This is a genomic window from Halobacillus sp. B23F22_5 (assembly GCF_043497085.1).
Classification (GTDB): Bacteria; Bacillota; Bacilli; order Bacillales; family Halobacillaceae; genus Thalassobacillus.
In genome coordinates, this window is sequence record NZ_JBIEKI010000019.1 from 41,124 (window position 1) to 61,615 (window position 20,492).

At 41.6% G+C, this 20,492-nt stretch carries 19 protein-coding genes; 3 read left to right on the top strand and 16 right to left on the bottom strand.

Going from position 1 to position 20,492, the window contains the following annotated elements; translation table 11 throughout:
- Nucleotides 1-378: 378 nt before the first annotated feature.
- The 7 genes from ACGTN9_RS18220 to ACGTN9_RS18250 form a co-directional block, all read right to left on the bottom strand.
- Nucleotides 379-1,227, bottom strand: a complete 849-nt coding sequence (locus tag ACGTN9_RS18220) for a YitT family protein (protein WP_499595520.1) — start codon at nt 1,225-1,227, stop codon at nt 379-381.
- Between the two features lie 242 nt (nt 1,228-1,469).
- Nucleotides 1,470-3,353 (bottom strand): ATP-binding protein, encoded by a 1,884-nt coding sequence (locus ACGTN9_RS18225; RefSeq protein ID WP_499595594.1) that lies wholly within the window; start codon nt 3,351-3,353, stop codon nt 1,470-1,472.
- 481 nt (nt 3,354-3,834) lie between these two features.
- Nucleotides 3,835-4,614 carry a delta-lactam-biosynthetic de-N-acetylase gene (gene pdaA, locus ACGTN9_RS18230; protein ID WP_499595522.1) on the bottom strand — a complete coding sequence of 260 codons (780 nt, stop codon included), beginning with the start codon at nt 4,612-4,614 and terminating at the stop codon, nt 3,835-3,837.
- 127 nt (nt 4,615-4,741) lie between these two features.
- Nucleotides 4,742-6,049, bottom strand: coding sequence for a Na+/H+ antiporter family protein (locus tag ACGTN9_RS18235; protein ID WP_499595525.1), 1,308 nt, complete (start codon nt 6,047-6,049; stop codon nt 4,742-4,744).
- Nucleotides 6,050-6,256: 207 nt separating this feature from the next.
- Nucleotides 6,257-6,403 (bottom strand): SE1561 family protein, encoded by a 147-nt coding sequence (locus tag ACGTN9_RS18240; RefSeq protein ID WP_499595527.1) that lies wholly within the window; start codon nt 6,401-6,403, stop codon nt 6,257-6,259.
- A gap of 154 nt (nt 6,404-6,557) precedes the next feature.
- A complete protein-coding gene (locus ACGTN9_RS18245) occupies nt 6,558-7,346 on the bottom strand; it encodes a YfkD family protein (protein ID WP_499595530.1) in 789 nt (262 codons plus the stop codon).
- A 124-nt stretch (nt 7,347-7,470) separates the two neighbouring features.
- Complete coding sequence (locus tag ACGTN9_RS18250) at nt 7,471-7,863, bottom strand: OsmC family protein (RefSeq protein ID WP_499595532.1); 393 nt, start codon at nt 7,861-7,863, stop codon at nt 7,471-7,473.
- 163 nt (nt 7,864-8,026) lie between these two features.
- Here ACGTN9_RS18250 and ACGTN9_RS18255 point away from each other — a divergent pair, with 163 nt between their 5' ends.
- Entirely contained in the window at nt 8,027-9,202 is a 1,176-nt protein-coding gene (locus ACGTN9_RS18255) for an MFS transporter (protein WP_499595534.1), read from the top strand.
- An 88-nt stretch (nt 9,203-9,290) separates the two neighbouring features.
- On the opposite strand, the gene ACGTN9_RS18260 is transcribed toward ACGTN9_RS18255, so the two are convergent.
- The 6 genes from ACGTN9_RS18260 to ACGTN9_RS18285 form a co-directional block, all read right to left on the bottom strand.
- Nucleotides 9,291-10,298: a metal ABC transporter solute-binding protein, Zn/Mn family gene (locus tag ACGTN9_RS18260; RefSeq protein WP_499595535.1), complete on the bottom strand. Its 1,008-nt coding sequence runs from the start codon at nt 10,296-10,298 to the stop codon at nt 9,291-9,293.
- 76 nt (nt 10,299-10,374) lie between these two features.
- A complete protein-coding gene (locus tag ACGTN9_RS18265) occupies nt 10,375-10,788 on the bottom strand; it encodes a Fur family transcriptional regulator (RefSeq protein ID WP_499595538.1) in 414 nt (137 codons plus the stop codon).
- Nucleotides 10,785-11,642 (bottom strand): metal ABC transporter permease, encoded by an 858-nt coding sequence (locus ACGTN9_RS18270; RefSeq protein ID WP_499595540.1) that lies wholly within the window; start codon nt 11,640-11,642, stop codon nt 10,785-10,787. The genes ACGTN9_RS18265 and ACGTN9_RS18270 overlap by 4 nt, the downstream gene beginning before the upstream one ends.
- The gene (locus ACGTN9_RS18275) at nt 11,635-12,414 is read right to left on the bottom strand and encodes a metal ABC transporter ATP-binding protein (RefSeq protein WP_499595543.1); all 780 of its coding nucleotides are present in this window, start codon (nt 12,412-12,414) and stop codon (nt 11,635-11,637) included. Before ACGTN9_RS18275 ends, ACGTN9_RS18270 begins: the two co-directional genes overlap by 8 nt.
- Nucleotides 12,415-13,094: 680 nt before the next feature.
- Nucleotides 13,095-13,787 carry an amino acid ABC transporter permease gene (locus tag ACGTN9_RS18280; RefSeq protein ID WP_499595545.1) on the bottom strand — a complete coding sequence of 231 codons (693 nt, stop codon included), beginning with the start codon at nt 13,785-13,787 and terminating at the stop codon, nt 13,095-13,097.
- Between the two features lie 10 nt (nt 13,788-13,797).
- Nucleotides 13,798-14,676: a transporter substrate-binding domain-containing protein gene (locus tag ACGTN9_RS18285; RefSeq protein WP_499595548.1), complete on the bottom strand. Its 879-nt coding sequence runs from the start codon at nt 14,674-14,676 to the stop codon at nt 13,798-13,800.
- 276 nt (nt 14,677-14,952) lie between these two features.
- On the opposite strand from ACGTN9_RS18285, the gene ACGTN9_RS18290 reads away from it, so the two are divergent.
- Nucleotides 14,953-16,890 carry a heavy metal translocating P-type ATPase gene (locus ACGTN9_RS18290; protein WP_499595551.1) on the top strand — a complete coding sequence of 646 codons (1,938 nt, stop codon included), beginning with the start codon at nt 14,953-14,955 and terminating at the stop codon, nt 16,888-16,890.
- A gap of 340 nt (nt 16,891-17,230) precedes the next feature.
- On the opposite strand, the gene ACGTN9_RS18295 is transcribed toward ACGTN9_RS18290, so the two are convergent.
- From ACGTN9_RS18295 to ACGTN9_RS18305, 3 genes are read right to left on the bottom strand one after another with little or no spacing between them, the layout of a single operon-like run.
- A complete protein-coding gene (locus tag ACGTN9_RS18295; protein WP_499595554.1) occupies nt 17,231-18,058 on the bottom strand; it encodes a YihY/virulence factor BrkB family protein in 828 nt (275 codons plus the stop codon).
- Between the two features lie 33 nt (nt 18,059-18,091).
- Entirely contained in the window at nt 18,092-18,421 is a 330-nt protein-coding gene (locus ACGTN9_RS18300) for a YtxH domain-containing protein (RefSeq protein ID WP_499595557.1), read from the bottom strand.
- A 6-nt stretch (nt 18,422-18,427) separates the two neighbouring features.
- Nucleotides 18,428-18,907, bottom strand: coding sequence for a low molecular weight protein-tyrosine-phosphatase (locus ACGTN9_RS18305; RefSeq protein WP_499595559.1), 480 nt, complete (start codon nt 18,905-18,907; stop codon nt 18,428-18,430).
- Nucleotides 18,908-19,087: 180 nt separating this feature from the next.
- Between ACGTN9_RS18305 and ACGTN9_RS18310 the strand changes: the two genes are divergently transcribed.
- Entirely contained in the window at nt 19,088-20,458 is a 1,371-nt protein-coding gene (locus ACGTN9_RS18310) for an alanine/glycine:cation symporter family protein (protein ID WP_499595597.1), read from the top strand.
- Nucleotides 20,459-20,492 lie beyond the last annotated feature (34 nt).

The following is a 20,492-nucleotide window of genomic DNA, read 5'->3' on the forward strand; positions in this document are numbered from 1 at the left end:
GATAGGCGTTTCGAGATTCTAACCCTTGAATGGTGGCTGGGAAAACGGTGAGACTCCTCGAAAATGCTACGCATTTCCTTCGTGCGTGGGTTAAGTCAGGGTGAAAATTCATAGTCCTGTGGGATGTAAATGTTCGGTGAGATCCCGCAAGGCGAAGCCTGAGGAAGCTCACTACATGCCCACGGAAAGCGATCCGTTTTCCCAGCCACCATAATTGCAATCTAAAGTCTCGAAACTGAGTCTTCAAGTAAAGGGAGCTTATCTGGAAAATCATCATAAGAAATTTACTTATAATTATGTTATAGAAACAAGCTTCCAGCCCTACCTGGATAAGTAAAAAGCCGGCTGAAACCTTTTCGTTTCAGCCGGCTTAATCCATTAAGCTAGACGTTTGAAGTTTTCCCCGAGAATTTCGTTCATCGAATGAACCGTAACAAAAGCCCGATCATCAATCGAAGAAATATACTTTTTCAGCCGAGTAAAATCTTTTCTTCCCAAAATAGTCGTTATTACCTCTTTGTCATCATAATTAAAAGCACCACGGGCTGTATGAATCGTCGCTCCTTTTCCCAGGGTCCTGACAATAAATTCCCTGACTTGTTCACTTTCTCTGCTGATAATGACAATTTCATTTTTATGGTCGAATTGCTGCAGAGCGTAATCAATGACCAGGCCGTTTAAGATTACACCGAAGAAAGCATACATACCAACGGTCGGACCGAATAAGAAAACAGAAGATGCAGCAATTGCAATATCAGACATTAAAACGCCTTTCCCCACTTCAAAGGAGAAATACTTGTTCATGATCATGGCGAGAATATCAGTCCCCCCTGTGGAGGCTCCCTGGTGGAAGACAATCGCCATACCTGAAGCAGCGATAATTTGTCCTATGATCAGTTGGATTAATATATCATTGCTTAGAGCTGATTCCATCGGATAAACTACTTCCAGTCCCCATACCATGAAAGAAAGCGCAAAGCTTGCATAGATGGTCTTGGCGCCAAACTGAAAGCCGAGAAAGATAATTCCAACTATAAATAAAATAATATTTAAGATCACCATGATGATACCTAGCGACACTTCAGGAAACACTTTATTCAATACAATCGAGAGCCCACTGACCCCACCAGTTGCGAGATCGTTTGGAGATAAGAAAAAATGTACGTTAATCGCAACAGCAAATGCACCAACATTTATCAGCAAAAATGAAAATAATTTTTTAAGCATCAGAAAGCCCCCTTGTTGAAATTTTTTGTTTACAAATCACGTTTCTTTTTTTCAGTACAATCGGGATTATAACGAGGCTTTCAGCGTTTGTAAACAGCTATGCAACAAACTTTATAAAAACTTTCATGTAAGCGATTTAAGCAGTTTCATCATTCATAATTGTAAAAATCTTTTACCTTCACATAACTCATTTCCCAGGAAATATGTCGAAAAAAACAGACCCCTAAGGATCTGCTTTTCACTTATTTAATTGGAAATAAAATTGCAACAGAGGTGCCTTCTCCTTCTTCACTAGAGTAGTTAATTGTACCACCTAAATCATCGACCATTTTTCTAGTAACCATAATGCCTAATCCAGTTCCATCTTTTTTTGTAGTAAAGAAAGGTTCACCGAGCCGTTTGAGTTTTTCGGGTGACAGGCCTTTCCCATCGTCCGAGATTGTGATTAAAGCTTCTCCATCTTCACATACGACATCGACCTGGATTTTCCCATGGCAATCTACAGCCTCAATAGCATTCTTAATTATATTGATCAATATTTGCTTAAACCGGTTCGGGTCCGAATGAATAGCTGATTCATAACAAGCGATCGATGTATGGATCGTGATACCTTTCTCTGAAATCAGAGATTGATACAGCTCAATGACATAATCAATTGTCTGTTTAATGTTCACCTCTTCTACTTGAATAGACGAGGAAGGCTTAGCGAGCATCATAAAATCATTCACGATCGACTCGATGCGATTCACTTCACTTAACAATAGTTCATTATATGATTCCCGCAAATCAGGATTAGCCGTTCCAAGTTGCATAAATCCTTTTAATGCGGTTAAAGGGTTTTTAATTTCATGAGCTATTCCTGCAGACATCTGTGTAATAGCAGAAAGCTGCTCAGACTTCCGCATGAATGCTTCCTTTTCCTTCATCTCAGTAATATCTTCACTAATGCCGACGATATACTTTTCTTTACCATCCTGAACTGGAAATCCTCTTGTACGAATCCATTTTACTTCATTTTCGGGTGTAGTAATCCGGTATTCAATTTGAGAATTTTCTTTTCTCATTTTACGGTAGCCGTCTCTGATGTAAGAATAGGACTCATCATCTGCTATCTGTTCCCACCAGGTTAAAGGATCATTTTCCCTTTCCTCGAGTGGAAGGCCAAACAAATCCTTGAAGCGTGGACTGACATAAATCAGCTTTGCAAAAGATTCATCACATATCCAAAATACATCCTTAATATTATCAGCCAGCAGAGAAAAACGTTTTTCCGCTTCTTGTAAGGCATGCAAATACTTTTTCCTGACCGTTACATCCTGAATAAAAATAGTAAAACCATCATCCGTAGGGTAGATGGTGATTCTAGCGTACATTTTCCGCTCTTGCATATAAGCATCAAAGGTTACCGGTTGTTCCATTTCTAATGCCATATAATAATGACGGTAAAACAGGTAGTAATCACTAATCGGGTATAACTGCCATAATTTATGTTTGTAATGGGACTGCAAATCCTTCCCAAGCATTCTTTCCATTTGCGGGTTTGCATACGTCAATTCCCATTTCTTGTTGATCAAGGCTAACCCATGGGGGAAGTTTTCTGTTATGGCTTTCATTTGTTTGTGCAATTCTACAAAATTCATATCTGGAGGGTTGTCCAATGTTTTCGTTTGGTTTTTAGTTGTTAATGTAATTTCTTCGGAGCTTTCCTTTACCGCTGAGGTTTGTTGGATGTCTTTGGTGAAAGGCATACGGTGGGGTATACTGCCGTCATCTTGATATAAAGGATCGATGACTACCACGATTCGTCGATGGGATAGCTGTTTAAATGAACATCGCACCCATTGATGATGATCTTTGAAGAGAAGGCGCGCTTTGCTGTAGTAAGTCTTTTGTTTAGTTACATGCTTCAACGAATGCTGAATGCCGAATTGGTCATACACGTAAAACAAATCCAGCCAATCTTCCAGGTGGAGTTGTTCCTTTGCATAACTTTCTTTCTGCAAAGAACGACTGCATGTTACCGTCTTCGTTTCCAGATTAATTAGACAAACATTCTGATCGATTAAATCAAAAAGCGCTAAAACGTCACTTTCCTCCAAACCACAATGCATCCTCTCAATTAACATCAATGGACTACCTCTTTCCTTTTGATACTTAAGGTAACGATGATATGCTCCGCAGGTACTATTATAACAAAATTATTTAAAAATTAAATATATTCTTACAATTTTGTGAAAATTAGGTAAAACCCCTTATTATAAAGGTATTTATGACACCCTGACATCAATAGGAACACAAATGCATGCACTCAAAATGACTCACCAAAAACAGTTATTTAGGCCTAACTTTTTAAACTTTTTTAAACTTCTCCATAAAATCAGGCTTGTATAACTTTACTGTTGGCTCAGTGTAAGTAAATCCATTTGATTTTGTACGAAGCTGCCTTGATAGATCGATAACATATTCTGCTTTTCTTTGGCTGAACTGCAGGTTCAACCACTTCCGTCCACCTATGTTACCTCCAATTACCGTTATCATATCAGATAAGAAATGAATATTTTGTCGAAAAACATAAAATAGAGACACTTTTTTTTAGTGTCTCTACAATTAATACCAATAGCCGCCTCGAGGCAGTAACTTTTTCATCATTAAGTGATCGAGACTGTGAAACGAGTAGCCCTGATTTCGTAAATCATCAATCAGTTTCTCTAATGCCAGTGCGTTGTCTTCCGATACACTATGAAGTAACAAGACAGCCCCCGGATGTATTTGCTTCATCAGACTGTCATAAGCATATTTCCATCCCCTTTGCTCCCCAGTGTTCCAATCCACAAAAGCAATTGACCAAAAAGCGTTGATGTATCCCAATTCTCTGGTCCAGTCTAAAGTCTTATTATTGAAAGTTCCGCGAGGCGGTCGTAAATAAAGCATGTCTTCTTGATCTGTAAGATCCGCTACCGCACTTTCGACTTTATCCAGTTCTTCTTTGATGCGGGCTTTTGAAGAAGTAGTGAAATCTGGATGATGCCAGGAATGATTGCCGATGATATGGCCTTCTTTGTTCATTCGCTTCACCAGATCCGGTGCACTATTGATATAATGCCCCGTAATGAAAAAAGTCGCTGGAACGTTTTTTTCTTTTAATACATCAAGGATTTTACCTGTATACCCCTCTTCGTAACCATTATCAAAGGTGAGGTAAATTTCTTTATCCCCGGATTCATCAAGGTAAAAGCCATCATATTCACTTAATAACTGCTCATAAAAGCCTACGTCCGGAGGTTCACCCTCGTTATTTTTTTGGTAACCCCAACCATAGGCTGATGCCGAAATAGGAAAGTTACCTATAACCACTAAGGAAATCACGAAAATCAGGAGTTTATTCATGAATGTCTTCACCTGCTTTTCTCTTAGTTTACAACTACAAAAAGCATATATACCTGACTTACTTTTCCAGTGTCTTGTAACTCAAAAAGAAAAAAGCACCTCTCCTGCAGGTGCTTTTCACAATAATTTATAAAACCATAGCGGCAATCCAGCCAAAAATGAATAACGGAATATTATAATGCAAAAAAGTAGGTACACAAGTATCCCAAATATGATGATGCTTACCATCAGCTGCAAGTCCTGAAGTCGGTCCCAAGGTGCTGTCTGAAGCAGGTGAACCTGCATCCCCAAGTGCACCTGCCGTACCTATCAGGGCTGCTAATGCCATCGGTGAAAATCCGGCAGCTACTCCGATCGGAACGAATAATGCTGCTAAAATAGGAACTGTACCAAACGAAGAACCGATTCCCATCGTTACCAGCAGTCCAACCAGCAATAGGATAAAGGCAATGAGACCTTTATTGTCCCCGATCATACCGGAACTGGACTCCACTAACGCATCGATGGAACCTGTTTCCTGGAGTACATTAGCATAGCCAGCTGCAATCAACATGACGAATGCGATCATGCCCATCATACCGATACCATTTGTAACCACTTCGTCCCCGCGGCTGAACGGTACAACCAGAAAGACAAACATGAGAACAATTCCCGTCAATGCCCCTAACACAAGGTTGCCTGTCCAGATTTGTACACCGAGCGCTCCAGCAACAGCAACCAGGGTCCAGGCATGTTTTGCTTCAAATTTAGCCTCCGGTACAGCAACCACCTTGTTTTCGTCTTCTAATTCATTGACCTGGTACTTATCTCTCGGTTTACGGTAAGAGAAAAATACGGCTACAAGTAAACCAAGAATCATTCCAGCTCCGGGAAGTAGTAGCGACAGTGCTATGTTCCCTATCCCTACTTCTACTCCGCTGCTCCCCATTGCATCCTGGATAGTTTGATGAAAGATCAAACCAAATCCTGCTGGAATCATAATATAAGGTGCTTTCAAACCGAACGTCAAAGCGGTTGCAACACCTCGTCGGTCCAATTTCATTTGATCGAACAATTTCAATAAAGGTGGAATTAAAATCGGTATGAATGCAATATGCACAGGAATGACGTTTTGAGAAAGTGAAGCAACTCCTGCAATCACTAATAACATGATGACACGTTTATTTTTTAACACATTCAATAAATAATTCACTAAAATATTCGTAATACCTGAATAACTGATCGCTACTGCAAAAGCACCTAGTAAAATATAGCTTAAAGCAACGCTTGCCTGATTCCCCATTCCGCTAATCATCAGATCAAGGGAGTTTTGAAGCGATTCTCCAGCTATGAGCCCTGCTGATAAAGCTGCAGCGATAATGGCTATGATTACGTTGACACGCAACAGACTAAGCACAGTCATAATCAGCACAGAAATTATTACAGCCCATGCCATATATATTCTCCTCTCGCATTAATTAATTTTAGTTCGTTAACGATTTATCATGATAAAGAATTAGCGGGTAAAAATCAACCCCCAATTTTTTCAAAGGCAACAATGCCACTACAACTAAATAGGCGGAATAGCGACCCATTGCCCACGCCTCTTATAAAAAATTAAAAACCGCACGTTATGGAAAACAGTGCGGTTTGTCATATGAAGCTACATCTTTTTTTCTAATTCTTCCAGCATTTGAATGAGCTGGTCGATGTCCTGCACAGATGTTTCCTCCGGCTCCATTTCTTCCAGCCGGGACATAAATGCTGCTAATCGTAGTTTAAGGTCTTGCAGTCTCTCTTCTTGAGCCATATATAAACTCCTTTTTCAGTTGTGTTCCTTGAATGACGTTATTGATGATACCAAGCATAATCATAGTAAAAAACATCAGGTTTGTCTATGTTAAGGTAATAAATAAGCATTAAAATACGCCTATTCCAGCAACCTGGAGCAGGCGTGAACTTTATTATTTCAGCTGGAAGGAATAAGACACATGGTCCTGGATCGGTATCCATGCTCCAATACCCTGCTTTTTAATGTTTTTAACTACCAGTTCCTTTTTCGAGCCCTTCAGTTGGATATATACTTCCCCGAAGGCAACGGTTCCTTTTTCATTGACTGCCGGAGCATAAGCTTGCAGGACACCGATTTTCTTAACCGGGACGGCATAGGAGTTTTGCTGTTTCGTACCACTTCCTACGACAGTATGAAAAGATAGCGGCAAGTTGGTATTATTCTGTGCTTCTAAAAGAAGCATCCGCTTCACCTGGTCAGGAGCATCGATTTTGGCTGTCAAACCGCCTTTGACATGCTTTTCTTCTTTTTGCATATAATTCATTTTTTCTGTCGTTTGGCTCGCTTGATTGTTCAATTCATTTGTATTGATGTGCTGATATTCCCAATTGATGCTTGTTTCTTTAGAAGTATAATTCAATGGCCATTTTCCTAAATAAACCTCGCCTCGGTAGCCGATTGCTAAAGGAGAAGGTCTCAATGTCGTTTCATTCAGCAATTCAATCAATTGGGGATTGGTGATTTTCACCTTAGACTCTTCGATTAATTCGCCCGTCAATTCACTTGGTTCAAGTACAACCTGATCCTCGGTGGAATTGGGATAGGTATTGTCCTTCGATATATTTAAAACATGACTAGGCAGTCTTCCCTCATCTTTCTTATCTTCCGCAGAAAGAATCTTGGGCTCGACTGCAGTAAGCACCAATAATAATGCCATGATGGACATCATCCATATTCGCATGTGATGGAGCCCCTTTCTTTTTTTGTTAGCTTTTGATTTGAAGGGCATTTTATGCATCACGTAAACCTGCTGAAAATGAATAAAGCGCGTCCTTTCAACAAGGAACACGCTTTACAGGAATAATTTACATACTCAGTTCTAGATATTCAACAGACTCTTCCACTTCAATGCTGTCTTTGACTGACTGCACCATGGAACAATTATTACGGGCAACTTCCAAGTTCTTTTGCAGCTTATCCTGGTTCAAATGATAGCCTTTGACCATGTAGTGAATGGCCACTTTTTCAATTCGGTTGGCTTCATCCGGATTACGGGTGACATCGACCGTAACTTTGATATCTTCATATTGTACCCGTTGTTTATCTAAGATTTTCCGATAAACTCCGACACTGCACCCAACAATTGAGGAAACCATCAATTGGTATGGGCGAAATCCGAAATCTTCATTACTGGAAATATTCAATTCCCCATATTCAAGCTGGGTACGGATTCCATTCTCTCTCATAAAAAATTCCATCAAACACCACTCCTTCCAATATCTCTTTTATCTATTTTAACAGAATACAAACAGGTATTAACATGTTTTGACTTGATTACTAACGTTTTTTCTTGCCATTCCCTTCGTTCTCCGATAGGATGAAAGAGATTTTTTTCAAGCAGAATGCAAAGGAGGGGGAAGGTTGGTTACAGCAAAAACACGCTTTAAAATCCTCGTAGCATTAGTAGCAATTTCAGGCTTTTCCCAGGGAATGCTGCTTCCCTTACTCGCTGTCATTTTGGAACAAAATGGAATATCCTCTGCTATCAACGGTCTTCATGCCACAGGGTTGTACATAGGCGTCCTGATCGCTTCCCCATTCATGGAAAAACCGATGCAAAAAGCGGGCTATAAGCCGGTAATCCTGCTTGGAGGTGCCTTAGTATTCGTTTCCATGGCATTATTCCCTTTCTGGCAGGCACTATGGTTTTGGTTCATCTTGCGGATGACGATTGGTATCGGAGACCATATGCTCCATTTTGGGACACAGACGTGGATCACCTCCACCTCTTCTCCAGAAACGAGAGGAAAAAGCATCGCATACTATGGATTATTCTTCAGCGCAGGTTTCACGCTGGGACCATTGATGACAAACTTATTATCCGTCCATATGTATTTGCCATTCCTGTTATCATCCTTATTGAGTGTTATCGTATGGTCGGCGATGTTCTGGGTAAGAAATGAGATGCCTGACAAAGATCATCAGACCGTGGATATGTCCAGCTCTATGAACAGATTCGGACAAGCCATCAAATTAGCATGGATCGCTTTTCTGCCACCACTTACCTATGGATTCCTGGAAGCTACCTTACATGGTATCTTTCCGGTATATGGCATGCGGATCGGTCATGATGTAAATATACTGTCATTGATCATACCTTTTTTTGCGGCAGCAAGTCTATTGTCACAAATACCCTTAGGAATATGGAGCGATAAAGTCGGCCGGAAGAAAGTGATTTCCATCGTTGTTTCCGGGGGAATGGCTGCTTTCATTCTTGCAGCCTTATTCGAGACTTCCGCTGTGTGGCTGTTTGTCTTATTCGCGTTTGCCGGATTATGTGTCGGCTCCCTTTATTCACTGGGACTGTCTTATATGACGGATATCCTCCCAAAATCACTACTTCCTGCAGGAAACATCATGTGTGGTATTGCATTCAGTGTCGGCAGTATCAGTGGACCTTTTTTAAGTGGTGCGTTCATTGATTTATTTCCAAATATATCGTTCTTTTATGTAATTGTTGCCCTGCTGGCTATAGTACTTACAGCGAATATTTTCAAAGCAGAGCCCAGCATCAATAGCGCCCAATCCAACACCTAAAACAAAAAGCACAAAGGAAAGGTATTTCCTTTGTGCGGTGTTTATTCCAGTTCCTTATTCATATTGCTACGGTGGAGGGTGTCTTTTTTTATTGCAATGCTTTTTTCAACACTTCAAGGTTTTGGTTCATTAAACTAAAATAATCTTCTCCATTTTCGATATCTTCTTCAGTTAAAACGGATAAATTATGAAGCCGAAGAGCTTCTCCGTTGATTTCTTTTTGTACCACTTCTGCTATCTTGGGTGTGACATTCTGTTCAAACAGCACATATTTCAGATTATTCTTTTCCGCTGTTTCAATAATTTGTTCTAACTGTTTTTGTGATGGCTCTTCGGTAGGACTTAAGCCACTGACCGCGATTTGCTCCAGACCATACGCTTGTTCCCAGTAGCCATAGGCTGCATGCGAAACGATAATTTTATTATTAGGCTGTGCTTTGAGTTCGTCATGGAACGCGGTATCTAAAGCTTGTAACTCTTTCTTAAGGTTCTCGAAGTTCGCCTCGAAAGTCTCTTTCTCTTCCGGTTTAAGGTCTATTAGAAAATCTTTAATGTTTTCAGCAAGCTCGATGGAACGGACAGGGTCGAGCCAGATATGTGGGTCATGGTCTCCATGCTCATGACCATCAACCCCGTCGTGCTCCTCCCCTTCGTCCTCATGTTCATCTTCACTATGTTTTTTCTCATCTTCGTGTGCATTTTCGTCCTGTTGATGAACATGGGAATCTAAATTGATTCCTTCAGCGGCTTCTAAAATCTTTACTTCTTCCGCTTCGACAGCATCAGAAATCTTTCCCGCATAGGACTCAAATTCCTTGCTACTGTATAGGAAGCCATCAGCTTCGGCTACTTCGATCATTTGTTTCGTATCCGGCTCAAATGTATGTGAATCTGCACCAGGAGGAAGGATCGTGTCTGCTTCTACATGCTCGCCCCCAATTTTTTCAGCAAAGTCCATCAAAGGATAGACCGTCGTATATATCGTAATTGTTTGGTTTTCTTTTTTACTGGAACTCCTACCGTCTTCTGCTTGATTTCCACAGGCAGCTAACGAAACAGCGGTTAATATTAATATAAATAATAAGTACTTATTCATCCTCTTATTCACCTTCTTCTCACTTTATATAAAATTACAGAGACAGATAAGCGTACCTTACTCAGATACGCCTATCCTATAAACATCCCGGACACTTGCCATAGATTTCAAATTTATGGTCATCAACCGCATAACCATCCAGGCTTTGTGATATTTTATCCATAGGGCAGAACTCTACTGCTTTTGTTTTCCCGCACGCTGTACAGATAAAATGATGGTGATGGCCATGGGTATCACAATGGAACCGGAAGTGCTTTTCCCCTTCCAGTTCTGTCGATTCCAGGACATGCTCATCTGCCAGCAGATATAAATTCCGATAAATCGTATCATAGCTTACACCGGGAAAGTCCTTCTGAATTTCTTTTAGAATCGTCTTCGCGGGAATATAGCCTTGATCCTGTTCAGCAAAAATTTCCAGAATCCGCTCCCGCTGCTTTGTACGCTTATACCCTTTTTCCTTTAGTTTGTTGATTGCTTTTTCTATATTCATAACGTTTCACCCTTTAATGAAAATTGAGCCGAAACCTTCCGATACGAAATCGCCATTATTAAAATAAGAATGGCTGTCACCACAATCGTACCGCCTGGCGGTACACTTAATTGGTAAGAAGTAATCAACCCTATGAGAACCGAAAACTCCCCAAGAAAGATCGACAATCCGATTGTCTGCTTGAAACTTTTAGCAATACGTAATGCGGCTGCTACCGGCAGAGTCATCAGTGCAGATACAAGCAAGATTCCTACAATCTGCATCGCTGAAGCAATCACTAATGCCACCATCACGATAAATAACAAATGAATCATTTTGCCATTTACCCCGGACACAGATGCATGGTCTTCATCAAAGGAAAGTACAAACAACTCTTTATAAAATAAAAGCACAATTGCCAGAACAAGGATCGTAATCACTAAAACTGTCAGCATATTTGAGCGGCTGACTGCTGTAACACTTCCAAATAAATAACTGAATAAATCCGTATTGAAACCATCTGCCAAAGAAATAAGAATGACTCCAAGCCCGATACCACCAGATAAAATGATTGGGATAGCCAGCTCTTCGTAATGTTTATAAACTTTTCTCAGCTTCTCAATCAGAACAGCCCCGACCACGGAAAAAGCCATCCCCATATACACTGGATTCCAATCATTGATCGCGCTGACTCGTTTTTCTAATAATAGACTTGCCGCAATTCCTGTGAGCGTAATATGGGACAAAGCATCCGCAATGAGTGATAGCCGACGTACGACAATGAATACACCAAGAAGTGGGGCTACAAATCCGATCATGATTCCGGCAAGCGCAGCGTTCTGAAGAAATTCATAGGTCAAGAAGCTTTCAATCATTGTTCTCCACCTCCCCATGATTATGGGTCAGCTGCTGAACCGGATGACCATAAAGCTGACTGAGGTCTTCATTGGAAAAAGCTTTATACTCATGCGACGCGCCATGAAAATGAATCGTCTTGTTCATACAAACGACATGACTGGCGTGTTCTGTAATGGTTCCAATATCATGCGAAACCATCAGCAAGGTGATCCCTTCTTCCCGATTCAATTTGCGCAGAAGCTTATAAAAGTCAGCTACGTGTTTGGCATCGACCCCGACTGTCGGTTCATCCAGGATTAAAAACTTCGGATCACTGACGAGTGCCCGGGCAATGAACACCCGTTGCTGCTGACCACCGGAAAGTTCGCCGATATTGTGATTAAAGTATGCTTCCATTTCGACTGTCTTCAGAGCTTGCATTGCTTTTTCCCGGTCCTTTTTATTATAAAAGCGGAACATTCCTGTTTTCGAAACGAGGCCAGTTTTGACTACCTCTAATACAGTTGCCGGAAAACCTGAATTGAAGCTGTTAGCTTTTTGTGAGACAAAGCCTATATCTTCCCAGTGCTTGAAGTTTCGGACCGGTTCGCCGAACAACTTGATGCTCCCTCTCGTAGGCTTTAATAAACCAAGCATCAACTTGATCAAAGTCGACTTACCTGAACCGTTTGGTCCGACAAGGCCAAAAAACTGCCCTTCTTCAATTGTCATCGACACGTCTTTCACAACTGTTTCTTTTTCATATTTAAATGACACATCGTTTAATTCTAAGATATTATTCACAGACATATTAATCCCTCTTTAAATCATAATGATTACGAATTACATTATATCGGGTAAACTTCCCTCATACAAGTGATTAATCCGTAATCATTACTATTACATTTTTTAACAAGAAACTGTTAAACTTTGTTGTTACTTTTTCATAAAAGCCTTATTCAACTATAGTGCCGAAAAGTCGAAGACTTTATTTTAAGATAATTGGGTCCGTCGCCGAATTAGGAGAAGGGAGGCGGGGAAACGGTTCGCTTTCCTGTGGGGGAACTGGCAAGCCTCCTCAGACTTCGTCTTCCGGGGTCTTGCCTAGATCCTTCTCCCACGGGAGGGAGTCTCACCGTTTCCCCGCCACCCTATCCTATTTTAGATAAGCGGACCGCTACATAAAGATGAAGGTTTCTTCATGGTCCACTAAAAGCCCTTTTGAATCAGCTTTTGTTATAGGAAGATGGGCTAAATACTGATATTTCCGTTACTCTCATTAATTCCCGGACCTCCAGAGATTCTCAACCGTAACGGAAACAGTTTTTCTCGAAACTGAGTCTTCAAGCAAAGGGAGCTTTAACTATAAAATCAACACTAAGATTTAACAAAGCCTTTAGCAAAAGGATAATCCCCTGAACCGATTCGCCTTATAAGGCAAAGCCCAACAAAAAAGAAGCTCTCTGGAAAAACCAGCAGAACTCCTTCTTTTACAAATACTTATTATATCGATGTTCCAGATAATCCTGCAGAGCAGCGAATACCATAGTCATCGGCCAATAAATCAATGCAGCCAGAATATACATGGTCATCGTATCATAGTTTCTCCCCGCCACAATCTGAGCCTTATTGAATAATTCCGGTACAGATATCATTGCAGCAAGCGACGTAGCCTTCAGTAAATCAAGGAAGACGTTCGTCAGCGGCGGGATAGCAATTCTGGTAGCCTGGGGCAAAATAATCCGGCGCATCGTTTGCCAATAACCGAAGCCAAGAGCCTGTGCTGATTCCCATTGGCCCTTATCGACACTGCTTAAAGAGGAACGGTTGATTTCAGCAATATAGGCAGCTGAATTCAATCCGAAACCCAGTACAGCAGCCATCGTAGCGGTCAACTCGATACCGACAACTGGAAGACCAAAGTAAAGTATGAATAAAAAAACTAAGATGGGTGTACCTCGCATGAACGAGATATAGACTCTCGCCGGCCAGCGTAACAACCGCTTATCCGACCTTCTCGCCAGTGCAATGAATAAACCTAGTAACAAGCCTAGCAGCATGCCAAGAATAGCTACTAATAAGGTTAACGGGACACCCTGCAGGACAAACGGCAGGTTATCCCAGGCACGCTGGGCATTGAACAATTCATCGATATCCACTTTTTTTATTTCAATGCCGAACATGGTCATTCACCTACAAATCCAAGCCTTCGATCTCTCGAATTTCTGCATCCGGCTTCTTGGATGCGTCTTTACCACCGAAAAATTCTTTAGAGATTTCAGTCAATGTGCCATCTTCGCGCATTTCTTTTAATGTCTCGTTAACTTTTTGCTTCAAAGCATCTGCTTCTTTCGGCATCACAATAGCAGAGTTAGTTGGATGAAACTTCAAATCCGGATGCAGGGTGACATCAATCTCCGGTAATGCTTTCAATGCCAATGATTGCAGATAGTAATCATTGATGATCAAATCAGTACGGCCATTTTCGACATCACGTAGATAAACATCATTGGTCACATTGCCGTATGTTTTCACTTCTGCTCCAAAATGACGGGAAATTTCAGCGAAAACTGTCGTTGCTCCGCCACCAGCCACTTTCCCTTCCAGATCCTCCAGTTTTTCTATTCCTGACAAATCATCTTCCCGCACAATCATTGTAGAATAAGAATATTTATAAGGATCACTGAAAGCGAATTGTTTCTTACGTTCTTCCGTTACTTCCATATCGTTGATAGCCATATCGATCCGGCCACTCTTAATAGCGGACAGAAGGCCATCGACTCCGTATTCTTCAAACTTGACTTCCATTCCAAGGCGATCGGCGACTTCACGCATGATTTCAACATCATATCCAGTCAGTTTATCAGAATCCTCAGGGTAAAAAGAGGCAGGATAAAGCGTCCCGGAAGTTCCGACAACAAGCTCACCTTTCTCTTGCACCTCTGTCCATTTCTGATCCGATTTTCCAGAGGGTTCTGTGGAACCGGATTGTTTGCTGTTATCAGAGCCGCATGCCGCTAAAGTCAACGCGGTAATAACCATAAGTATAAAAAAGAGTCCTTTATTTTTCATGAGTACTTCCCTCCTATTTAAAATTCACACTTCACCAATATAGCAACGAGGCTTTCGGTTTGCAACTATCCGATTTGCCAAGTTTGAAAAGGATAAAAAATCCATCAATTCTCACTTGATTATCTACTAGAATGTGCTATGATAATAACAGGTACTAAATTATAATTATTTTAATTAAAAACAACGCTATCAATATCCAATTGATAGCTTTTATCATTTATATCACTTAAATGATGTTGATTACTATTCTCAATTAGAGAAAAGGAGTTGAGAAATATGAGTTCAGAAGCACGTGCTGTCAGCACTAACCAAGCATCAGCAGAACATAAACAACAAACATTAATCTGGTGGGAGAAATTCAAAGAACATATCGAACTTATCGCTGCTATCGCCAGTGGTATCCTTATTCTTACTGCCTGGATTTTTGAAGGTTCCATGAGCTATGGATTATTTGTAGCGCTTCATCTATCAGCGTTCGTGATGGGGGGATTCGCAAAGGCAAAAGAAGGTATTGAAGAAACGATTGAGAACAAAGAACTCAATGTGGAAATGCTGATGATTTTTGCTGCAGCCGGTTCTGCTATGATTGGCTATTGGACGGAAGGCGCTATTTTGATTTTCATCTTTGCCTTAAGCGGTGCCTTGGAAACATACACCATGAATAAAAGTCAGCGGGAAATATCTTCCCTGATGGATTTACAGCCAGAAGAGGCTTTACGTCTTCGTAATGGCAGAGAAGAACTAGTTTCTGTAAAGGACCTTCAACTAGGGGATCATATCCTCATTAAAGCTGGCGAACGTGTACCGTCCGATGGCAAAATCATCAAAGGCAGAACGAGCCTGGATGAAAGTGCAATCACCGGGGAATCTGTTCCAGTAACCAAAGAAACAGACGGGGAAGTTTTCGCCGGTACGGTGAATATTAATGGCAGTATTACCGTAGAAATCACGAAACCATCGGATGAAACCCTGTTTCAAAAAATCATCCAGCTTGTCCAATCCGCGCAAAGTGAGAAGTCACCTTCCCAATTATTCATCGAACGATTTGAAGGTACTTATGTAAAAATCGTTTTGATTGTCGTAGCATTAATGATGTTTTTGCCACACTTTCTGTTTGGCTGGAGCTGGACCGACACGATTTACCGGGCCATGATTTTGTTAGTGGTTGCTTCACCATGTGCGCTGGTCGCCTCCATCATGCCCGCCACGTTATCTGCCATCTCTAACGGAGCGCGGAATGGCGTATTATTCAAAGGCGGTGTCCATTTGGAAAACCTGTCCCACTTGAAAGCGATCGCTTTTGACAAGACAGGTACATTAACAAAAGGAAAGCCGGAAGTCACCGATATCTATTTCCGTTCTGATCAGGAATCCATAAAAGTGTTATCCGTTTTAACATCCATCGAGCGCGAATCCAACCACCCGTTGGCTCAAGCAATCGTTAACTACACCGATACCATTCCTGACTTGGAAAGAGTGGAAATTACGAATATGCAGGACCTGGCCGGCAACGGTGTAACAGCTGAAGTAGACGGAGTAACCTGGAAAATTGGAAAACCTGGATTCTTGGGGAAAGACGAGGCAGAAGCCTTCCATAACGGTGTTTTAGAAACATTGGCACAGCAAGGAAAAACAGTAGTGTTTATCGGGGACGATGAAGGAATCGCCGGAGTTGTTGCTTTGAAGGATACTGTTCGTAAAGAAACAAAAGATGCCATTAAAGTATTACAAAAACATGGTGTATACACAGTCATGCTGACAGGCGATAACGAAACCACCGCCAAGGCAATTGCTGAAGAAGCCGGTCTTGATAACTACGTCGCGGAATGTATGCCTGAAGAAAAAGTTGAACAAGTGAAACTATTGCGTAATACCTTCGAGAATGTCGGGATGGTCGGAGATGGAATTAATGATGCTCCTGCTCTTGCAACGGCGAACGTGGGAATCGCCATGGGAGAAGGTACCGACGTGGCATTAGAAACAGCCGACATCGTTTTGATGAAAAATGACTTGCCGAAAATTGCAAATGCCATTAAACTTTCCGAACGCATGAACAAAATCGTGAGACAAAATGTTGTCTTTTCAATCCTTGTGATTATGGCGCTTATCATTTCGAACTTCCTGCAAGTATTGGACCTTCCATTAGGTGTTATCGGCCACGAAGGGAGCACCATACTCGTTATTCTGAACGGGTTGCGGTTATTGAAATCCTAAATGATATAGTTTTTTCATTAAAAAAATTGCCTTTAAGCTTGAAATGCAGGTGCAGGGATCCGCTCGGATTCTCGTAGATCCCGCAGCTGTTCATATTGTTAACAAAATTCTGCTTTCTTACTTGCATGACAAAGGGCTTCCTCTGAGGAAGCCCTTCTTTTTTAATGGAATTTATTCTGCTTATTCGCGGAACTGCTTGTTTTGTGCTTTGGTGCGTCACTCTTTTGTTTTTTGTTATTCTTATTATTATGGTTTTGTTTATTATCACTCATCACTGCCACTCCTTTATTGAATTTGCTCTTAGTTTCCACATGGATGGCAGCAACTATTCCTGGCTATGTCAGGAATGAATGCCAAGTTTTCGTCGGCGTAATATCGCATTAATTTCCCCGCCTAAAATAATGATGATCCCTGACAAATAAAACCAGACCATCAGAACGATAAACCCGCCCAGACTTCCATAAGTGGCTGAGTAGTTTCCCATACTGGTGACGTAAAAAGAAAATAATAAGGAAACGATCTGCCACCCGACGGTAGCAAAAACCGCTCCTGGGAAAGCATGTCTTATCTTGATATATTTGTTCGGTGCCAGCATATATAAAAACATCAATACGACGAAAAAGATGATTGATGATATTACCCAGCGCAACGCATTCCAGAGTTCAAGAAAACCTGCCGAAAGTCCGAAGATAGAAAACAAATAAACACCGATCATCTTCCCGAAGACAGGGAGTAAAAATGCGACAGCAATGACCCCGATCATCGAAACCGTCAATACAATAGCAATGATCCTTCCAACAACCGGTGAACGGCTTTCTTCCACTTCGTAAGCACGGTTGAAAGCCCGCATAATAGAATTTACTCCGTTCGATGCAGACCACAATGTACCAATAATTCCAATCGATAGCAAACCGCCATTCTGGTTTTCCATAAGTTCGGTCAAATTTTCCTGGATCAGTGTGTAGGTTTCCGGCGGGGCGTATGTATGAATGAAGACCAGTAACCTTTCCTGAGACAAACGCATATACCCTAAAAGAGTAACGAGGAATATCATAAAAGGAAATAATGATAATAAAAAGAAGTAGGACAGCTGGGCGGCCATCCCGCTGATATCATCTTTGTTGAAACTGGCACCTACCTCTTTTATCAAACTAAAAAAGTCCTTCATGATATCCCTCTTCCCCTAACCTTAAACAGTCTGTTATGATACGTCACGGTGATCGGCTATTTTTTCAACATCCTTCTCAATTTCTTTTTCCCATTCGCTTACCTTATCAAGCAGCGCTTCCACTTTATTCAATATTTCCAGCACATCTTTCGCTCCATCTGCCAGACGGTTCGTCAATTGATTGTATTGGAGTCGCAGCTGACGGATTGCCTCCGATGGGTTTGACGAATAGCTCCTGGCAGATCTGCCCGCTTGTTTCGTGCTGCCCCAAACATAATTCCTTGTGTCCTTGTCCAGCAATGTCACAGCTCCTCCTATAACAGCGCCAATGATGACCCCTTTCCAAAACTTATGCTCTTCCATAATTTCCTATTCCTCCTTTGATAACTGATGCTCTTGTTTTATTTTATATAATAGCTCCCTACACCCTGCTGAAACGAGTTCATACACATACTCAAAATTACCGGTGAAAAATGGATCCGGCACATCTTTCACTTCCGAGTCCGGAATAAAGTCCAGCAACCGGGCTACGGTCACCTCATCACTTTTACGGATTCCCGCCATATCTGTAACGTTTTTAGCGTCCATCGCAATTAAGTAATCAAAATCGTCCCAATCCTTTTCATGAATCTGCCTGGCAGTCATCCCTTCATAAGAAATTGCATACTGGTCTAAAACACCTCTAGTCCCTTCATGCGGGAGGTCCCCCACATGCCAATGGCCTACACCTGCTGAATCTACAGTAATCTCCGATTCCAATCCCTCTTTTTTAACGAGATCACGAAAAATAGCTTCTGCCATCGGTGAACGGCAGATGTTTCCTAAACAAACGAATAAAACTTTTATCATTATTTCTTCTCCCCCAATACCTTTCATTTTATAGCACACAAATTTTGTATATAGCGCCCAATACCCCCATATTACAGGTAAAAAACCGCTTTCTCATCCACTATTATACCCAAAATAGCTTGACATTTCTTCAAAGTTTTCGGAATATTTTATATATACGAAAAAAAGGGGGTAATCATCATACAAGATGTCTTAAGCAACATCTCCGGCATTGTGTGGGGTCCAGTGCTATTGATTTTACTTGTCGGTACAGGTATCTACCTGACACTTCGGCTTGGATTCTTACAGTTCTCAGCACTTCCCTATGCGTTGAAGCTCGCATTTAGTCCGGGGAAACAGGACAAGAAATCGAAAGGGGATATTTCCCACTACCAAGCCTTGACCACAGCTATGGCGGCAACTATTGGAACAGGTAACATCGCGGGGGTTGCAACTGCAGTCGTACTAGGCGGTCCCGGCGCCGTGTTCTGGATGTGGATTACAGCCATTTTTGGGATGGCGACTAAATATGCAGAGGCGGTACTGGCGGTCAAATATCGTACAACCGATAAATACGGTAACATGTCTGGCGGCCCGATGTATTACTTAGACCGTGGCCTGAAAATGAAAGGCCTTGGTAAAACACTCGGTATTCTATTTGCAATTTTCGGTGCCATCGCTGCATTCGGTATTGGAAACATGGTTCAGTCCAATTCCGTTTCTGATGCTCTCCAATCAACTTTCTCCGTCCCTACGTGGGTTACCGGGTTGGTTCTGACAATCCTGGCTGCCCTGGTACTACTTGGTGGAATCAAAAGTATTGGTAAAGTAACCGCATTTTTTGTACCGATCATGGCGATATTTTATGTCATTGGTGCACTTATTATTATCTTCACTAATTTTCAACTTGTTCCCGCTGCATTTGGGACTATATTCAATGACGCATTCACTGGAAGCGCAGTAGGAGGCGGGTTATTAGGTACAGCTATCCGTTTCGGTGTGGCACGAGGCGTGTTCTCGAACGAAGCTGGTCTAGGTTCCGCTCCGATTGCTGCCGCTGCAGCAAAAACCGACTACCCTGGACGTCAGGCTTTAGTATCCATGACCCAGGTTTTGATCGATACCATCATTGTTTGTACAATGACTGGCTTGACCATCGTCATGGCTGGCCAATATGGCAATGGCGAACTGGATGGTGCTGATTTGACTACCGCTTCCTTCTCCATTTTCTTAGGTGATTTTGGTGGTTATATCGTTTCACTCGGCCTTGTGTTCTTTGCCTTTTCTACCATTGTCGGCTGGTCTTATTATGGTGAAAAATGCTTCGGATTCTTGACGAAGGACCGTGCACTGCCACTTTATAAAATTGCGTTCGTTTTATTCGTTTTCGTCGGCGCCGTACAAGAGTTGGGTATCGTTTGGACATTCGCAGATATTATGAACGGATTGATGGCGTTCCCTAACTTAATCGGTCTCCTGCTCCTATCCGGAGTAGTGGCAGCCGAAACAAAGCGTTTCATGAAAGTCGCCAAGGAAGAAAAGCAACAAGAGAAACAATCTTCCTATTCATAATTAGAGCAAAGTGCTAGTTTAAAATAAAGCAACG

Bases quoted from the DNA above. Each gene is read 5' to 3' on its own strand.
- ACGTN9_RS18250 (WP_499595532.1), bottom strand. From the start codon at position 7,863: ATGGAATTTTTTATGAGAGAGAATGGAATCCGTACCCAGCTTGAATAT.
- ACGTN9_RS18300 (WP_499595557.1), bottom strand. From the start codon at position 18,421: ATGGAAGAGCATAAGTTTTGGAAAGGGGTCATCATTGGCGCTGTTATA.
- ACGTN9_RS18235 (WP_499595525.1), bottom strand. From the start codon at position 6,049: ATGGCATGGGCTGTAATAATTTCTGTGCTGATTATGACTGTGCTTAGT.
- ACGTN9_RS18270 (WP_499595540.1), bottom strand. From the start codon at position 11,642: ATGATTGAAAGCTTCTTGACCTATGAATTTCTTCAGAACGCTGCGCTT.
- ACGTN9_RS18275 (WP_499595543.1), bottom strand. From the start codon at position 12,414: ATGTCTGTGAATAATATCTTAGAATTAAACGATGTGTCATTTAAATAT.
- ACGTN9_RS18225 (WP_499595594.1), bottom strand. From the start codon at position 3,353: ATGTTAATTGAGAGGATGCATTGTGGTTTGGAGGAAAGTGACGTTTTA.
- ACGTN9_RS18295 (WP_499595554.1), bottom strand. From the start codon at position 18,058: ATGAAGGACTTTTTTAGTTTGATAAAAGAGGTAGGTGCCAGTTTCAAC.
- ACGTN9_RS18280 (WP_499595545.1), bottom strand. From the start codon at position 13,787: ATGTTCGGCATTGAAATAAAAAAAGTGGATATCGATGAATTGTTCAAT.
- ACGTN9_RS18290 (WP_499595551.1), top strand. From the start codon at position 14,953: ATGAGTTCAGAAGCACGTGCTGTCAGCACTAACCAAGCATCAGCAGAA.
- ACGTN9_RS18305 (WP_499595559.1), bottom strand. From the start codon at position 18,907: ATGATAAAAGTTTTATTCGTTTGTTTAGGAAACATCTGCCGTTCACCG.
- ACGTN9_RS18240 (WP_499595527.1), bottom strand. From the start codon at position 6,403: ATGGCTCAAGAAGAGAGACTGCAAGACCTTAAACTACGATTAGCAGCA.
- pdaA (WP_499595522.1), bottom strand. From the start codon at position 4,614: ATGAATAAACTCCTGATTTTCGTGATTTCCTTAGTGGTTATAGGTAAC.
- ACGTN9_RS18220 (WP_499595520.1), bottom strand. From the start codon at position 1,227: ATGCTTAAAAAATTATTTTCATTTTTGCTGATAAATGTTGGTGCATTT.
- ACGTN9_RS18265 (WP_499595538.1), bottom strand. From the start codon at position 10,788: ATGAATATAGAAAAAGCAATCAACAAACTAAAGGAAAAAGGGTATAAG.
- ACGTN9_RS18260 (WP_499595535.1), bottom strand. From the start codon at position 10,298: ATGAATAAGTACTTATTATTTATATTAATATTAACCGCTGTTTCGTTA.
- ACGTN9_RS18245 (WP_499595530.1), bottom strand. From the start codon at position 7,346: ATGCGAATATGGATGATGTCCATCATGGCATTATTATTGGTGCTTACT.
- ACGTN9_RS18285 (WP_499595548.1), bottom strand. From the start codon at position 14,676: ATGAAAAATAAAGGACTCTTTTTTATACTTATGGTTATTACCGCGTTG.